The following is a 15963-nucleotide window of genomic DNA, read 5'->3' on the forward strand; positions in this document are numbered from 1 at the left end:
GGGCGCACGTCTGTTCCGATACCGACACCTGCGGAAGGGCCGCGGCCCCGCGGCCCGGTCGAGACGGCCCGAGCCCTACTGCCGCCCGCTGTGGTCCGCGGTCGGCTCCTCGGTGTCGTCCACGTCCTCGACGCGGTCGCCGCCGGTGTCCACCGGCCCGCTCTCCTGCGGCTCCAGCACGTCGACCCGGGCCGGCTCCACACCCTTGTCCGACTGCGACAGCAGCGACCTGATCCCGGAGTTCAGCACCGCCAGCAGCGGCACCGCCAGCAGCGCGCCCGCGATGCCGCTGACCACCAACCCGGTGGTGATCGCCAGCACCACGGCCAGCGGGTGCAGCTTCACCGCGCGGCCCAGCAGCAGCGGCTGGAGCACGTGGCTCTCCAGCTGCATCACGCCGATCAGGATGGCCAGCACGACCAGCGCCGCCACCGGGCTCACCGCCACCAGCGCCACCAGCACCGCCACCGCGCCGGTGATCACCGCGCCGACGATCGGGATGAACGCGCCGAGGAACACCAGCGCCGACAGCGGCACGACCAGCGGCACGTCCACGATCCACAGGCCGATGCCGACGCCGACCGCGTCCACCACCGCCACCAGCGCGGTGGCCCGCACGTACGACACGAGCGAGGCGAACCCGCGCCGCCCGGCCACGTCCGCCCGGTCGCGCACGTCGCGCGGCACGATCCGGACCAGGAACCGCCAGATCCCGTCGCCGTCGTGCAGGAAGAAGATGAGCGTGAACAGCGCCAGGATCAGCCCGGTCAGGATCTCGCCCAGGGTCGCCGCCGTGGTCAGCGCGCCCGACGTGATGTCGGCCTGGTTGTCCTGGATGGTCTTCACGATCTCGTCCAGGTACTGCTGGAGCTGGACGTCGCTCAGGTGCAGCGGTCCGTCGCGCAGCCAGTCCCGGATCTGCTCCAGGCTCGCCCCGACCTGCTGCTGGAGCTGCGGCAGGCCCTTGGAGAACTCGTTGATGACGAACGTCAGCACGCCGCCGACGACCGCGATGCCGCCGACCAGCACCACGCCGGTGGCCAGCCCGCGCGGGATGCCCGCCCTGGTCAGCTGGGACACCGCGGGCGACAGCAGCGCGGCCAGCAGCAGGGCGATCCCGGTCGGGATGACGATGGTGGCCAGGAACCCGACCACGTGGAACACCACGTAAAGAGCGGCCACGACGGCCACGAACCGCCAGCTCAGCGCCGCCGACACGCGCAGCAACCCCGGCACGTTGTCAGCGATCTTCCGTTCCGTCCCCATCACGCCGATCACGGTAGCCCGCCGGACCGCCCCCGGTGGGCCGGTCGAGCGGCGCGATCGGCCGGCGGCGCATGGCGGACACCACGTTTCGGATTTCCGGGAACCCTGGCGGAACCCGCGCCGCGGGTGATCGGATCGGCACGTGAGCGCCGAGGGGACCGTCGAGGACGCCGTGCGCGCCGCGTTCGCCGCCGGGCGCGTGCTGCGGTTCGACCCGAGGAAGCCCGCGCGGGAGCGCACGGTCCGCGGCGAGCTGCTGGCGTCCCTGCTCACCGACGGCTCGCGGGCGGGCGCCCTGCGGCTGGTCGGCGCGAACGTCGTCGGCTCGTTCTCGCTCGAAGGCGCGCGCGTCGAGCGGGTGGTCGACTTCCTGGACTGCGCGTTCGAACGGCCGCCGGACTTCCGGATGGCCCGCCTGGTCGGCCTGCGGATGCGCGGCTGCCGGGTACCCGGCCTGTGGGGCCGCAACGCCCGCATCGGCAGCGACCTGGCGCTGGAGGCCGGTTTCACCAGCGACGGCGTGGTCGACCTGACCGACGCCTCGGTCGACGGCACGTTCCGGCTGGCTGGCGCGGTGCTGCGGAGCCGGGCGGGCGACCACGCCCTGCTCGCCGCCCGCATCCGGCTGTCCGGCTCGCTCCAGGCCGTCGCGCTGCGCGCGGGCGGCGAGGTGCGGCTGCGCGGCGCGAACGTCGGCGGCAACGTGCACCTCGGCGGCGCGCGCCTGCTCAACGCGGGCCGCAACGCCCTCGACGCCACCGGCGTCACCATCGCGGGCACCCTGTTCTGCGACGCCGAGGGCGGCCGGTTCACCGCCGAGGGCCGCATCCTGCTCGACGGCGCGCGGGTCGGCGGCAGCGTCGTGCTCTCCGGCGCCCGGCTGCGCGCCAGCGTGGTCGACCACCCGGTCCTGGTGCTCCCGCGCGGCACCGCCGACGAGGCCGCCGCGCTGGTCGCCGACCGCGTCCGGGTGGAGGGCAACGTCGAGCTGGACGACGGCTTCACCTCCTCCGGCACGGTCCGGCTGCCCAACGCCGACATCGGCGGCTACCTGCGGCTGTCCGGCGCCGAGATCGGCCGCCGCGACGTGGTGGAGGAGTTGGCCGGCCACACCGGCGAGGTGGTCCAGCGCATCCCGGTGGCCCTGCACGCGGACGGCATCCAGGTCCGCGGCGACCTCGAAGCGCGCGGCACGCGCAACAGCGCCGGCGAGCGCGAGGGCGCGTTCCGGGCCTACGGCCAGGTGCGCCTGGTCGACGCGCACGTGCGCGGCAGCGCGTCCCTGTCCGGCGTCGAGCTGCACGGACCCGGCATCGACGTGCTGTTCGCCGACCGGCTGCGGGTCGGCGGCACGCTGTTCCTCCGCGACCTGCGCGCCCGGGGCTCGCTGCGCCTGCAGAACGCCGAGATCGGCTCCACCCTCGACTGCTCCGGCGCGTCCCTGCTCGCGCCGCGCCGCCGGCCGGACGGCACGGTCAAGCCGTCGCTGGACGCGCGGGTGGCCACCATCGGCAAGGACCTGCTGTGCAGCCACGGCTTCACCGCCTCGGGCGGCGTGCGCCTCAGGCTGGCCGAGGTCGGCAAGATGGCCACGTTCGCCGGCGCCCGGCTGGGCGGCCCGGGCAGCGACATCGCGCTGAACGCCTACGGGCTCGCGGTGGGCCAGCTCGTGCTGCGGCTGTCCGAGGACCGGGTCCCGGTCGGCCGGGTGGTGCTGACCAGGGTCGCCGCGGCGACCGTGCTGGACGGGCCCGGCCTGTGGGCGGCGACCGGCGGCGTGGACGTGGAGGACTTCACGTTCCGCTCGATCGCGTCCGCGCCGCACGTCGACGTGCGCACCCGGCTGCGCTGGCTGCGCGAGGTGCAGCCGGACTTCGCGCCGGGGCCCTACGAGCAGCTGGCCGCGGTCTACCGCGACGGCGGCGAGGAGGAGCTGGCGCAGCGCGTGCAGCTGGAGAAGCAGCACCGGCGCTACTCGGAGCTGGGCGTGGCGGGCCGGGTGTGGGGCGCCCTCCAGCGCTGGACGGTCGGCTACGGCTACCGGCCGTGGCTCGCGATCGCCTGGCTGACCGCGTTCTGGCTGTTCGGCGCGCTCTGGTTCCTCGGCCACGAGATGCCCAAGCTGAACGACGACGAGTCGCCGTCGTGGAACGCGTGGCTGCTGTCGATGGACCTGCTCATCCCGATCGTCGACCTGGGCCAGGACGGCAAGTGGCGGTTCGCCGGCGCCTCGCAGTGGATCTCCAGCACGCTGATCGCGGTCGGCTGGATCCTGGCCTCGACGGCCGCCGCGGGCGCGGCCCGGGTGCTCAAGCGGGTCTGACTACCCGCAACCGTGCGGGGCGACACCGGGCCACCGTCACACGATCCGGCGAACCAGCGGTCGAAGGAGTGCGCGCCGACCGCACCGACTGGCACTCTCTCGTCGTCGGCTTGATCACCACGATCACGGTGCCGGCGAAACCCGGAGCTCTAGGCGGAGGTAGCAGCGATGTCGCGCGGTGACCAGCGAGTGGGAACGGGGGCGAGCCGCGTTCGGCGGCTGCTCTCCCGGGCCCTGCTGGTCGTCGGCGGCACCGTGGCCGGCACCGCCGCGGCCTGGGCGCTGTCCACCTCGGCGGCCTCCGCGCAGGCGCCGGTCGAGCACGACGCGGTCACCGACGTCGCGCTCGCCGGCCGTGCGGTGGACGTCCCGGTCGAGGTGCTGTCCGGGGTCCGCGGGACCCCGGTCGGCGAGACCCCGGTCGGCCGGGCCGTGCAGGGCCTCGACGCGGCGCTGGGCGCGCCGCGGGTGCCCGAGCCGAGCCGGCCGGACCTGCGCCGGGTCGCGGACGACCTCCGCGACACCGTCGGGCACGTGGGCGTGGTGCTCCAGCCGCGCTCGCCCGAGCCGGTGGGCGCGGACGTCGTCGGCGTGGCCGCGGCGCGGCGCGCCACCGAGACCACCCCGGCCGCCACCGCCGTACCGGTTTCCGCCGGTACCCCGGTGGTGCAAGGGGTGTTCGACAAGTTCAGCCGCACCTGGCAGGCCGCGCCGCGGCAGCCGGTGACCGCGCTGTCCGACACCGGCGCCCCCTCCCTGCCGGGAGACCCGTCCGGGCTGCCGTCGATGCCGGTCGCGCCCCTCGGCGCGCCCGCCCACTGCTCCTGCGGTGGCGACGGTTCCGGCTCCTCCTCCGGCGGCGGCGGCCCGTTCACGGCCGGCTCCGCCGGCCAGACCGACCCCGCGGTGGCCCGGGCCCTGCTGCCCGCCACCGAGCGGAACGTCGTGATGCCCGGCAAGCAGCCCGGCATCACGCCCGACTGACCACAGCGCGCGGTCCGCGGCAGCTCAACGTCGAGCTGACCCGGTAATCGACCGTCGCGCCGCTTCGCGTGCGCTCCCCCTCCGGTCGAGATGCCGCGCTTCCCACCCCCTCTGATCCGGGTGGTCGTCATCTCCGACGCGGTCGCCGCGTCCGACCACCCTTCACCTCCCGCAAGGGAAACCGGAAGAAGGAGAACCCATGCAAACCTGGGCCAAGCGCGGTCTCCAGACCGCACTTGTCACGGGTGGTTTGCTGATGCTCGGCACGGGCATCGCTTCAGCCCAGGAGAACGTCAACCCCGACGCGAAACCGAACCCGCTCGACGCGAAGGTCCGCGTTCCGGTCGACGTCGACCACAACAACCTGGGCACCCTGGCGGGCAACCACGACCTGCCCGCGATCCACCAGGAGATCGCCACGCCGAGCGCGGCGGACATGCCGGTCCGCGACCTCGACGTCCCGGCCAACCCGCTGGTCCGCACCGCGCAGGAGCGGCTGACCGGTGTGGACACCACGGGCGTGTCCCGCGGCAACACCGCCGACGCCGACGTGGTCGTGCCGGTCAGCGCCTGCGGCAACGCGATCGCCGCGACCGGCGACGCCTACAGCGAGGGCCTGTGCACGCAGTCGGCCACCAGCGCCGGCGACATCAGGACCGACGGCTCGTACGGCCCCCTGGCGGGCAACGTGGCGCACGGCGCCGCCGCGATCTCGCCCCAGGTCAACGGCAACGCGGTCGCCGCGCTGGCCAACGCCGAGACCCGCACCACCTCCGAGCAGAGCGCGCTCGCGGGCGACAACATCAGGACCTCGGGCCAGGACGGCTCGCTGTCCGGCAACATCGCCGCCGTGCAGGGCGCGCTGCCCGCGCAGGTGACCAACAACGCGGTCGCCGCGGGCGGCAACTCCTACAGCGAGGCCAGGTCGTCCAACGACGCCGAGGCGTCCGGTTCGCTGACCACCACCGGCAACCGCAGCACCGGCGGTGGCAACGTCGTCGGCGCGCCCCTCGCCCCGGTCGTCGCGGTCACCGGCAACGGCGTCGGCGCGGTGGGCAACGCGGACGCGGTCACCGAGAACCGGGCCTCCTCGGTCGCGGGCGGCCACCGCGCCGGCCGTGACGAGGGCCCGACGTGGATGGACACCGCCACCTCCGGCAACGACGGCACGGTCGCGGGCAACGTGGTCCAGCCCGCGCTGGCCGGTCCGATCTCGGCCGGCGACAACACGCTGGCGGGCGTCGGCAACGCGCGGGTCGACAACTCGATGGCCCACGACGCCGAAGCCGGCGGCGACAGCTACACCGCGGGCCAGGACGCCGTGCTGTCCGGCAACTACGCCGACACCCCGATCGCGCTGCCGGTCTCCGGCGCGGGCAACGCGACGTCCGGCCTGGGCAACACCAGCGCCCGGCACACCAACGCGGCCTCCGCGGTCGCGGGCGGCGACACCTACACCAACGGCGACCGGTCCGTGCTGTCGGCGAACTCGGCGAACCTGCCGCCCGCCGGCGCGGCCGACGTCTGCGGCAACGGCCTGACCGGCGGCGGCATCGCCGAGGCGGACTGCGGCAACGCGGTCACCGCGGACGCCGGCGGCTACAACGGCACGACCGGCAACGACGCGGTCGGCTCGGGCAACGTCGGCCAGGTGCCGGTGGGCCTGCCCGCCGAGGCGTTCGGCAACGGCGTCGGCGCGGCGGGCACCCCCACCGGCCGGGCCACCGAGGACAAGGTCATCAACTCGGGCCGGGTCGCGACCAGCGTCGACGACAACGGCACGGTGTCCAGCAACGTGGTGTCCGCCCCGACCGCCCTCGGCGGCCAGGTGTTCGGCAACTCGGGCGGCGTGGTCGCCAACCCGACGTCCGAGACCGACAGCGACACCCGAATCGACCTCGGCAACCCGCCGCACGCCAACGGCAAGCACGGTTCCGCGTCGGGCAACATCGTGCACGTGCCCACCTCGAACCCGGCCCAGGTGTTCGGCGACTCCGTGGTCGGCGTCGGCAACGGCTCGTCGCGGACCGACAGCAAGCTGGACTCCAAGTCCGGCGGCACGGCCACCACCACCGGTGACGAGGGCTCGCTCTCGGGCAACGTGCTCTCGCTGCCCCAGGCGTCCTCGCCGCAGGTGTTCGGCAGCGCGGTCGGCGCGGGCAGCAACGTCGAGTCGGAGAGCCGCAACCAGTTCGGCTCGCACTCCGGCGGCGACGTGCAGACCTCCGGCGACGACGCCTCGTTCTCCGGCAACGGCATCGGCGCGCAGCCGGCGGTCCCGCTGCAGGTGTTCGGCGACGCCGTCACCGCCGCGGGCAACGGCCAGTCGCAGACCGACAACAAGACCGGCCTGGTCGCCGGTGGCGAGCACCTGACCTCGGCCGAGGACGGCTCCTGGTCGGGCAACCTGCTCACCGCGCCCGCGGGCGTCACCCCGTCGGTGCACGGCGACGCCGTGACCGTCGGCGGCCTCGCGGACGCCGCGACCGCCAGCCGGTCGCAGAGCCAGTCCGGCGGCGTCACCACCACCTCCGGTCGGGGCGCGGTCTCCGCGCACGACTTCGAGGCGCCCACCGAGGCGTTCGCCCGGGTGTTCGGCATCCCGCTGGACGTGGTCGGCACCGCCACCGCGAACGCGCACGACCGCAACGACGTGCGGACCGGCGACGACCAGGGCGATGACCAGCGGGCCACCGACGCGACCAGGGGCATCCAGCTCCCGGCCGGGATCGACAGCCTGCTGCGGGTCACCGAGCTGCCGAGCTGGGGCATCCTGCGCCAGCTGCCGGCGCACCGCGCGCCGCTGAGCACGCCCGGCCTCGACGAGCTGCGCGGCACGCCGATCCAGCGCGTGCTGCCCGACGCGCCGAAGCCGGACCTGCCGGACGCGCCCGACGTCGACCTGCCGGACATGCCGGACGTGAACCTGCCCGACATGCCGAAGCCCGAGCTGCCCAAGCCGGACGCGCCGCGCCTCGACGCGCCGCGGACGCTGCTGCCGAAGGCCGAGCTGCCGACCGAGCAGCTGCCGGTCGTGCCCGCCGTGACCGCGCTGCCCTACGTCAGCGACCAGCTGCCGCGCTTCGGCGGCCTGGGCCAGGTCCGCCAGGCCAAGCAGGCCAAGCACGGCCTGCCCGAGGTCGCCGACGTGGCCCGCACCGCCGCCACCGCGCTGTCCGCGGTGCCCGGCATGTACCGCTCGGTGCGGCACGGCGACGAGGAGCGCTCGTTCGGCGGCACCCTGCCGGTGGCCGGCGACCTCGACGCCACCCAGGTGATCCCGGCCGTGGACGGCCTGCCGGTGGCCGGCGTGCCCGCCGGTGGCCGTCACCTGTCGTCGCTGCCCATCGCCTCCCCGGCGCCGCTGCCGTTCGTGGTGCCGGTCCCCGGTGTGGCGCAGCCGCGCACCGACGTGCCGATGGTGCCGCCGCTGTCGCTGAGCGGTCTGAACGTCAACCCGGTGCAGGGTGACGTCGGCCCGACCCGGTTCGCCGAGGGCGCTCCCGCGCTGGCCGACATGGACGCGCGCAGCATGTTCAACGCGCTGGAGACCACCACCGTGATGCCGCGCATCTGATCCACCCCCCGCGACCGGGCCCCTGGCACTCCACGCCAGGGGCCCGGTTTCTGCGCGCGGTCAGCGGCCCAGCCGGTCGAGCATCCCGGCGAAGTCCTCTTCGGACACGATCGGCACCCGGTACGCCCGCGCCCGCCGCGCCTTGGTCGACAGCGTGAACGGGTCGGCGGCGACGACCAGGCGGGTCTGCCTGGTGACGTACCCCTGGCTGACCAGGCCCGCCGACGCGGCCCGGTCGACCCAGACCTCGCGCGGCGCGCCCATCTGCCCGGTGAACACCACCCGGTCACCGCGCACGAGGGTGACCAACCGGGGCCGCTGCGACTCCGGCGCGGCGACGCCCCGGCGCACCTCGACCACGTCGTCGGCCAGCGGCACCCGCGGCAGCGGGTCGGCCTCCGGCGCGCCGAACCCCAGGTAGTGGGCGAACAACCGGGCCGTGGCGCGGGCGTCGTGCAACGCGGAGTGCGCCGAGTCCAGCACCACCCCGGCCGCCTCGCAGCACGCCCGCAGCGACCGCCCGACCCGGTGCGGCAGGTACCGGTCGGCGAGCCGCATCGTGCACAGCCCGGTCACCGGCAGGTCCACCCCGATCCGGGCGAACTCGGCGGTCAGGAACCGGGCGTCGAACGACAGGTTGTGGGCGACGGCGACCCGGTCGGCCAGCCGCGCCGCCAGCGCGCCCGCGGCCTGCGCGAACGTCGGCGCGTGCCACACGTCGGCCGCCCTGATCCGGTGCACGTGCTGCGGTCCGAGGTCGCGGCCGGGGTTCAGCAGGGTGCACCACTCGTCGGTCACCCGGCCCGCGTCGTCCAACCCGATGACGGCCACCTCGACCACCCGGTCGGAACCGCGCGCGGCGAACCCGGTCGTCTCCACGTCGACCACGGCGTACCCCATGATCGACGGACCCTACCGACCGGGCTCACGGGCACAGCGCGCGGAGCACCAGGTCCACCACCGCGTCGGCGTGCTCGCCGGTCAACGGCGCCGAGCGCAGGAACCAGCGCTGGTAGACGGGGCCCAGCAACAACTCCACCGCCGCCGGCACGTCCACGTCGGCCCGCACCTCGCCCAACCGCTGGGCCGACCGCAGCCGCTCCTCCAGCGCCACCCGGCGCGGCATCAGCAGCAGCGTCACCAGGTCCGTGCGCGACTCGTGCACCAGCACCCGGCACACCTGGTCGAACCGCCGCTCGGCCAGCTCCTCCGCCGCGCCCCGCAGCTCGCGCTGGAGGTCGAGCGCCAGCACACCGCTGGGCAGCACGTCCGCCTCGGTCGGGCCGAACTCCACGAACGCGTCGAACAGCAGCGGCCCCTTCGACGGCCACCACCGGTAGATCGTCTGCTTGCCGACCCCGGCCCGGGCGGCGACCGCCTCGATGGTCAACCGGGAGTAGCCGAGCGCCTCGACCAACTCCAGCGCGGCCAGGAGGATCGCCCGCCTCGAACGGTCGCTGCGCCGCGCCGCGTCGGGTGGCATCTTCCGATCGTAAGGCGCAGTACTGCGGTCCGGGAATGACTCGCAACCGGCCGAACCGGTGACCGCGCCGGTCGTCGGCGCGGTGGAACTCCCCGGTCGACGCGGTGCCGTCCACCTCAGGGGGCGGCCCCGGGAGCGCTGGGTGCCGCGGTGTTCCGGCGCGCGGGCAGAATCACCGTCGTGCAGATCGGGGTGCTCGGGCCGTTCGAGGTCCACCTGGACGACGGCGCCCCGGCGGGCGTGCCGGGGGCCCGGTTGCGGGCGCTGCTGGTCGCCCTCGCGCTCGAACCCGGCCGGGTGGTGCCGAAGGCGGCGCTGGTCGACTGGATCTGGGGCGAGCACCCGCCGTCCGACGCGGCGAACGCCCTGCAGCGCCTGGCCTCCCGGCTGCGGCGGGTGCTGCCGGACGGGGTGGTGGACGGGCAGGCGGGCGGCTACCGGCTGGCGGTGGGGCCCGACGCCGTCGACGCCGTGCGGTTCGAACGCCTCGTCGGCCTGGCCCGCGGCGCGGAGGAGCCGCGGCGGGCGCGACTGCTCGGCGAGGCACTGGACCTGTGGCGCGGCACGGCCATGCAGGACGTCGGCCTGGAGGGCAGCTCGGCGTTCGACGCGGCGGTCACCCGGCTCGACGGGCTGCGCCTGGTCGCGCTGGAGGACCGGGTCGAGGCGGAGCTGCGCCTGGGCCGCGGCGCGGAGCTGGTCGCGGAGCTGACCGGGCTGGTGGCCGCGCACCCGGTGCGGGAGCGGCTGGTCGGCGCGCTGATGCGCGCCCTCGGCGCGGCCGGCCGGAGCACCGAGGCGCTGGTGGTGTTCCAGCGGGCCCGGGAAGCGCTCGCCGACGCGCTCGGCGTCGACCCCTCGCCGGAGCTGTCCGCGCTGCACGTCGCGCTGCTGCGCGGCGAGCTGGGACGACCGGCGCGGGCCCGGCGGACGAACCTGCGCGCCGAGCTGACCAGCTTCGTCGGCAAGGACGACGACGTCGCCGCGGTCCGCGAGCTGGTCACCGGGCACCGGCTCACCACCCTCATCGGGCCCGGCGGCTCGGGGAAGACCCGGCTGGCCGCGGAAACCGCGCGCACGCTCCTCGACGCCGTGCCGGACGGCACGTGGCTGGTCGAGCTGGCGCCCATCGGCGCGGGCGGCGACGTGGCGCAGACGGCGCTCGCCGTGCTCGGGCAGCGGGACCCGCTGCTCGGCGCGCCCGACACCGACCCGGTGGACCGGGTCGTCGCCGCGCTCCGCGAGCGGGAGGCGCTGCTGGTCCTGGACAACTGCGAGCACGTGATCGAGTCGGCGGCGGCGTTCGCGCACCGGGTGCTCGGGGAGTGCCGCCGGCTGCGGGTCCTCGCCACCAGCCGGGAACCGCTCGGCATCACCGGCGAGGCGCTGTGGCAGGTCGAGCCGCTGGCCCTGCCCGCGCCGGACGCCGACCCCGATCGGATCGAGGGCTCGCCCGCCGTCCGGCTGCTGCGGGACCGGGCCGCCGCGGTGCGCCGGGACCTCGTGGTCGACGCCGCCGCGCTGTCCACCATGGCGCGCGTCTGCCAGGCCCTGGACGGGATGCCGCTGGCCATCGAACTCGCCGCGGCCAGGCTGCGCACCATGTCCCTGGAGCAGGTCGCCGACCGGCTGGACGACCGGTTCCGCCTGCTGACCGGTGGCAGCCGGACCGCGCTGCCCCGGCACCGGACGTTGCGCGCGGTGATCGACTGGAGCTGGGACCTGCTCAACGCCGCCGAGCGCGTGGTCCTGCGCAGGCTCTCGGTGTTCTCCGGCGGCGCGAGCCTGGACGCGGCCGAACGGGTCTGCGCGGGCGACGGCGTCGAACCGGGGCAGGTGCTCGAACTGCTGACCGCGCTGACCGAGAAGTCGCTGGTGGTCACCGCCGCCGACGGGACGCCGCGCTACCGGATGCTGAGCACCGTCCGGGAGTACGCGGGCGACCGGCTCGCCGAGGCGGGCGAGTCGGACTCGGCGCGCCGGGCGCACCTCGCGCACTTCACCGACCTCGCCGAGACCGCGGAACCGCACCTCCGCCGCGCCGAGCAGCTGGACTGGCTCGCCGTGCTCGCGGTCGAGCACGACAACCTCACCGCGGCGGTGCGCGGCGCGATCGCGGCCGGTGACGCGCAGGGCGCGATGCGGCTCGCGGCGTCGGCCGCCTCGTACTGGTGGCTCGGCGGGCGCAAGGCCGAGGGCTACGAGCTGGTCGTGGCGGCCACCGCCGTGCCGGGCGAGGTGACCGACGAGGTCCGGGCCGTGGTGTACTCGGCCGTCGTGCAGTTCGTCGTCACCGGGCTCGGCGACCAGCACCGGGCCGAGGAGTGGATCCGCAAGGCGGACGAGTTCGGCCGGCGGGTCGTCGACGGGCACCCGGCGCTGCGGTTCATCCCGCCGCTGGCCCGCATGCTGAGCGCCCAGGAGGCGTTCCTGCACGGCCTCGAACCCCTGCTCTCCGACGACGACCCCTGGGTGCGGGCGATGGCCAGGCTGCACCTCGGCAAGATGCGGATCGTGCTCGGCCACGACGGCCGGGAGGCGGAGGCGCACCTGGAGCTGGCGCTCGCCGAGTTCCGCGCGCTCGGCGAGCGGTGGGGCACCTCGTTCGCCCAGACCGAGCTGGCCGACCTGGTCGCCCGGCGCGGCGGGTTCGCCGAGGCGTGCGAGCACTACGAGCACGCGATCGCGGTCATCACCGAGGTCGGCGCCATCGAGGACGTCGTGCGGATGCGGTCGCGCCAGGCCCAGCTGCACTGGCTGGCGGGCGACCGGGAGGCGAGCGCGGCCGCCATGGCCGAGGCCAGGCGGCTCGCGGAACGGGCCGCCTGGCCGGAAGCACAGGTCGAGCTGACCGTGGCGAGAGCGGTGCTCGCGCACTGGAGCGGCGACGACGGGCAGGTGCGCCGGCAGCTCGACGCCGTCACCGCGGTGCTGGACGACGACGGCGAGCGGTCGAACATCCGGGCCGTGGCGCACGACCTGCTCGGCTACCTCGCCGAAGGGCTCGAAGAAGCCCGCGAACACCGCGCCGCCGCCCTCCGCGCGGCCACCCGGGCCGGGTACGCGCCCCTGGTCGCGCAGACCGTCGTCGGCATCGCGGACCTGGCGCTGCGCCAGGGCCGGCACGAGCAGGCCGCGCGGCTGCTCGCGGCGGCCGACGTCGTGCGCGGGCAGCCGGACCGCTTCCAACCGGACGTGGCCCGGGTCGAGCGGGCCGCGCGGCGCCACCTCGGCGACCAGGGGTTCACCGAGGCGGCGCTGGAGGGCGCGCGGACGGACTGGCAGGACCTGGCCGCCGTCACGCTCGCCGGTTGAACCTCGCCCGCGCCCACGTGTGGCCGACGACGGCGATCCCGACGCACCAGGCCACCGCGACGACCGCGTCACCCGCCGACGGCGCGCCGTCGAGCAGCCCGCGCAGCGTCTCGATCACCGGGGTGAAGGGCTGGTGCTCGGCGAACTGCCGCAGGCCGGGGCCCATCTTCTCGGCGGGCACGATCGCGCTGCTGAAGAACGGCAGCATCACCAGCGGCACGGCGGCCAGCCCCGCCGTCTCCGGCGACTTCGCCGCCAACCCGAGGGCGACGGTGAACCAGCCGGCCGCGAAACCGAGCAGGACGACCAGGCCGACCACCCCGAGCCAGTCCAGCAGACCCGCCGCCGGGCGGAAGCCCAGCAGGAACGCCACCCCGACCAGGGCCGTGATCGCGACCAGGTTGGTCAGCACGCTGGCCACGACGTGACCGGTCAGCACCGCGCCGCGGGAGACGTCCATGACCTTGAACCGGTTGATGATCCCCTTCGTCATGTCCGAGTTCACCGTCGTCGCGACGGCGCCCAAGCCGTAGCAGACGGCCAGCAGCATCAGCCCCGGCGTCGCGTAGTCGACGTAGTCGACGCCCACGCTGAAGGCGTCGCCGAGCATGTAGACGAACATCAGCATCACCACGATCGGCATCAGGACCGCGTTGAACACCGAGGTCGGGTTCCGGGCGATGTGCTTGAAGTTGCGCCGCAGCATCACGGCCCAGTGGGACTTCTTGGCGCTCACTTCGAGGCCACCTCCGCGGTGCGGCCCGTCAGGGCGAGGAAGACGTCGTCCAGGTCGGGCGTGTGCACCGAGAACTCCTCGGCGTTGATCGAGTGCCGGTCCAGCCGGTCCAGCAGGGCGCGCAACGACCTCGTGCCGCCGTCGCCGGGGACCCGCAGCGCCAGCGCCTCGTCGTCCCGGGAGGCGTCGGCGAACACCCGCGCGGCCGCGTCGAGCTCGGCGGCGGTGGTGAACCGGAGCCGCACGTGCGCGCCGGGCACCTGGCGCTTGAGCTCGTCCGGGGTGCCCTGGGCGACCAGGCGGCCCTGGTCGAGCACCGCGACCCGACCGGCGAGCTGATCGGCCTCCTCCAGGTACTGGGTGGTGAGGAAGACGGTCACGCCGTCGGCCACCAGGTCGCGGACGATCGACCACACCGCGCGCCTGCTGCGCGGGTCCAGGCCGGTCGTCGGCTCGTCCAGGAAGATCACCCGCGGGTCGCCGACCAGCGTCATCGCCAGGTCCAGCTTGCGGCGCATCCCGCCCGAGTAGGTCGACACGGGCCGCCGCGCCGCCTCCACCAGCTCGAACCGCTCCAGCAGCTCGGCGACCACCCGCCTGCCGTCGGCGGCCGGGCGGCGGCTCAGGTCCACCACCAGCCGCAGGTTCTCCTGCCCGGTCAGCAGGTCGTCCACCGCCGCGAACTGCCCGGTCACCCCGATCGCCGCGCGCACCGCCTTCACGTCGGTGGCGACGTCGTGCCCGGCGACCCGCACCTCCCCGGCGTCCGCCCGGGCCAACGTGGTCAGCACGTTCACCGTCGTCGTCTTGCCCGCCCCGTTCGGGCCGAGCAGGGCGAACACCGTGCCGGCCCGGACGTCGAGGTCGATGCCGTCGAGCACGGTCCTGCCGCCGTACGCCTTGCGCAGCCCCGAGGCCACGATCGCGGAACTCGTCATGCGACCACCGTCGCCCGCGGCCCTGACACGGACCTGCTCCCCGCCTGACACGAACGCTGACACGACCGCCGGGCACGGGATCTACCCGGCTGCTCCCGACCAGGTGACCGGCAGCGCGTGCACGCCGTAGATGTTCATGTCCGTCCTGAGCCGCACGTCGCCGGCGGGCACGGCGAGTTCGAGGGTCGGGAAGCGGCGCAGCAGCGCCTCGAAGCCGGCGCGCAGCTCGACGCGGGCCAGCTGCTGGCCGAGGCACTGGTGGACGCCGTGCCCGAAGGACAGGTGACCGCGGGCCGTGCGCCGCAGGTCCAGGGCGTCGGGGTCCTCGAAGCGCTCGGGGTCGCGGTTGGCGGCCAGCAGCGAGACCACCACGGTCGAACCCGCGGCGATCGTCTCACCGCCGAGCTCGACGTCCTCGGTGGCGTAGCGGTAGAAGACGTCGGCGACCGACAGGTAGCGCATCAGCTCCTCGACGGCGCCGGGGAGCAGGTCCGGGTCGGCGCGCAGCGCGGCGAGCTGCTCCGGGTGCTCCAGCAGCGCGAAGGCGCCCAGCCCCAGCACGTTCGCGGTCGTCTCGTGCCCCGCGAGCAGCAGCAGGAAGGCGATGCCGGTCAGCTCCTCGACCGTGAGGTCGTCGTGCCGGGCCAGGTCGGACAGGACGTCCTCGCCCGGGTCGGCGCGCTTGCGGGTGACCAGCTCGGCCAGGTACGAGGTGATCGCGCCGTACGCCGCCACCTTCTCGTCCAGCTCCACGTCCTTCTCCATGAACTTGGCGGAGTTGCCCTGGAACGCGTCGCGGTCCTCGTACGGGACGCCGAGCAGTTCGCAGATCACCAGCGACGGCACCGGCAGCGCGAACTCCCGGACCAGGTCCACCGGCGGCGTCAACCGGGCCAGCTGGTCCAGCTGCCGCTCCACGACCTCCACCACGTGCTCTTCGAGCGCCTTCATCCGCCTCACGGTGAAGGCCCCGGTGAGCTTGCGCCGCAGCCGGGCGTGGTCCGGCGGGTCCATGGCGATGAACAGGCCCGGCACCTGCGGCGACGGCTCGGTGGCCACGGGCATGCCGGGCGTCTCGTACGGCACGTGCAGGACACCGAGGTCCTGCCGCGAGCTGAACCGGGTGTCGGCCAGCAGCCGGCGGACCGCGTCGTACCCGGTCACCAACCAGCCCTCGTGCCCGTCCGGGAAGATCATCGGACTGACCGGCCGCACCGCCCGCAACCGCGTGATCGCGCGGGGCGGGTCGAAGGGGCCGGCGTCGCGCTCCATGGGCAGGCCGTGCGGTACGGGAACCGTGCGACTCATCGGACTTCCTCTCGTGGCGGTACTACGACCACG

10 protein-coding genes are annotated in these 15963 nt (G+C 74.9%); 4 read left to right on the forward strand and 6 right to left on the reverse strand.

Going from position 1 to position 15963, the window contains the following annotated elements:
* Positions 1-75: 75 nt before the first annotated feature.
* The gene (locus AB0F89_RS07560) at positions 76-1266 is read right to left on the reverse strand and encodes an AI-2E family transporter (protein ID WP_367138753.1); all 1191 of its coding nucleotides are present in this window, start codon (positions 1264-1266) and stop codon (positions 76-78) included.
* 142 nt (positions 1267-1408) lie between these two features.
* Here AB0F89_RS07560 and AB0F89_RS07565 point away from each other — a divergent pair, with 142 nt between their 5' ends.
* The 3 genes from AB0F89_RS07565 (at position 1409) to AB0F89_RS07575 (ending at position 8150) form a co-directional block, all read left to right on the forward strand.
* Positions 1409-3589, forward strand: a complete 2181-nt coding sequence (locus tag AB0F89_RS07565) for a hypothetical protein (RefSeq protein WP_367133944.1) — start codon at positions 1409-1411, stop codon at positions 3587-3589.
* A 168-nt stretch (positions 3590-3757) separates the two neighbouring features.
* Entirely contained in the window at positions 3758-4573 is an 816-nt protein-coding gene (locus AB0F89_RS07570) for a hypothetical protein (RefSeq protein ID WP_367133946.1), read from the forward strand.
* Between the two features lie 199 nt (positions 4574-4772).
* Positions 4773-8150: a beta strand repeat-containing protein gene (locus AB0F89_RS07575; protein ID WP_367133948.1), complete on the forward strand. Its 3378-nt coding sequence runs from the start codon at positions 4773-4775 to the stop codon at positions 8148-8150.
* Positions 8151-8210: 60 nt separating this feature from the next.
* On the opposite strand, the gene AB0F89_RS07580 is transcribed toward AB0F89_RS07575, so the two are convergent.
* Positions 8211-9050, reverse strand: a complete 840-nt coding sequence (locus AB0F89_RS07580) for an exonuclease domain-containing protein (protein ID WP_367133950.1) — start codon at positions 9048-9050, stop codon at positions 8211-8213.
* 25 nt (positions 9051-9075) lie between these two features.
* Positions 9076-9633, reverse strand: a complete 558-nt coding sequence (locus AB0F89_RS07585) for a TetR/AcrR family transcriptional regulator (RefSeq protein WP_367133952.1) — start codon at positions 9631-9633, stop codon at positions 9076-9078.
* Between the two features lie 180 nt (positions 9634-9813).
* Between AB0F89_RS07585 and AB0F89_RS07590 the strand changes: the two genes are divergently transcribed.
* Positions 9814-12948: a BTAD domain-containing putative transcriptional regulator gene (locus AB0F89_RS07590; protein ID WP_367133954.1), complete on the forward strand. Its 3135-nt coding sequence runs from the start codon at positions 9814-9816 to the stop codon at positions 12946-12948.
* Here AB0F89_RS07590 and AB0F89_RS07595 read toward each other — a convergent pair.
* The 3 genes from AB0F89_RS07595 to AB0F89_RS07605 form a co-directional block, all read right to left on the reverse strand.
* Positions 12932-13654: an ABC transporter permease gene (locus tag AB0F89_RS07595; RefSeq protein ID WP_367138755.1), complete on the reverse strand. Its 723-nt coding sequence runs from the start codon at positions 13652-13654 to the stop codon at positions 12932-12934. The genes AB0F89_RS07590 and AB0F89_RS07595 overlap by 17 nt on opposite strands.
* A 26-nt stretch (positions 13655-13680) precedes the next feature.
* Positions 13681-14622 (reverse strand): ATP-binding cassette domain-containing protein, encoded by a 942-nt coding sequence (locus tag AB0F89_RS07600; RefSeq protein ID WP_367133956.1) that lies wholly within the window; start codon positions 14620-14622, stop codon positions 13681-13683.
* 81 nt (positions 14623-14703) lie between these two features.
* Positions 14704-15930 (reverse strand): cytochrome P450, encoded by a 1227-nt coding sequence (locus AB0F89_RS07605; RefSeq protein WP_367133959.1) that lies wholly within the window; start codon positions 15928-15930, stop codon positions 14704-14706.
* Positions 15931-15963 lie beyond the last annotated feature (33 nt).

The organism is Saccharothrix sp. HUAS TT1 (assembly GCF_040744945.1).
Classification (GTDB): domain Bacteria; phylum Actinomycetota; class Actinomycetes; order Mycobacteriales; family Pseudonocardiaceae; genus Actinosynnema.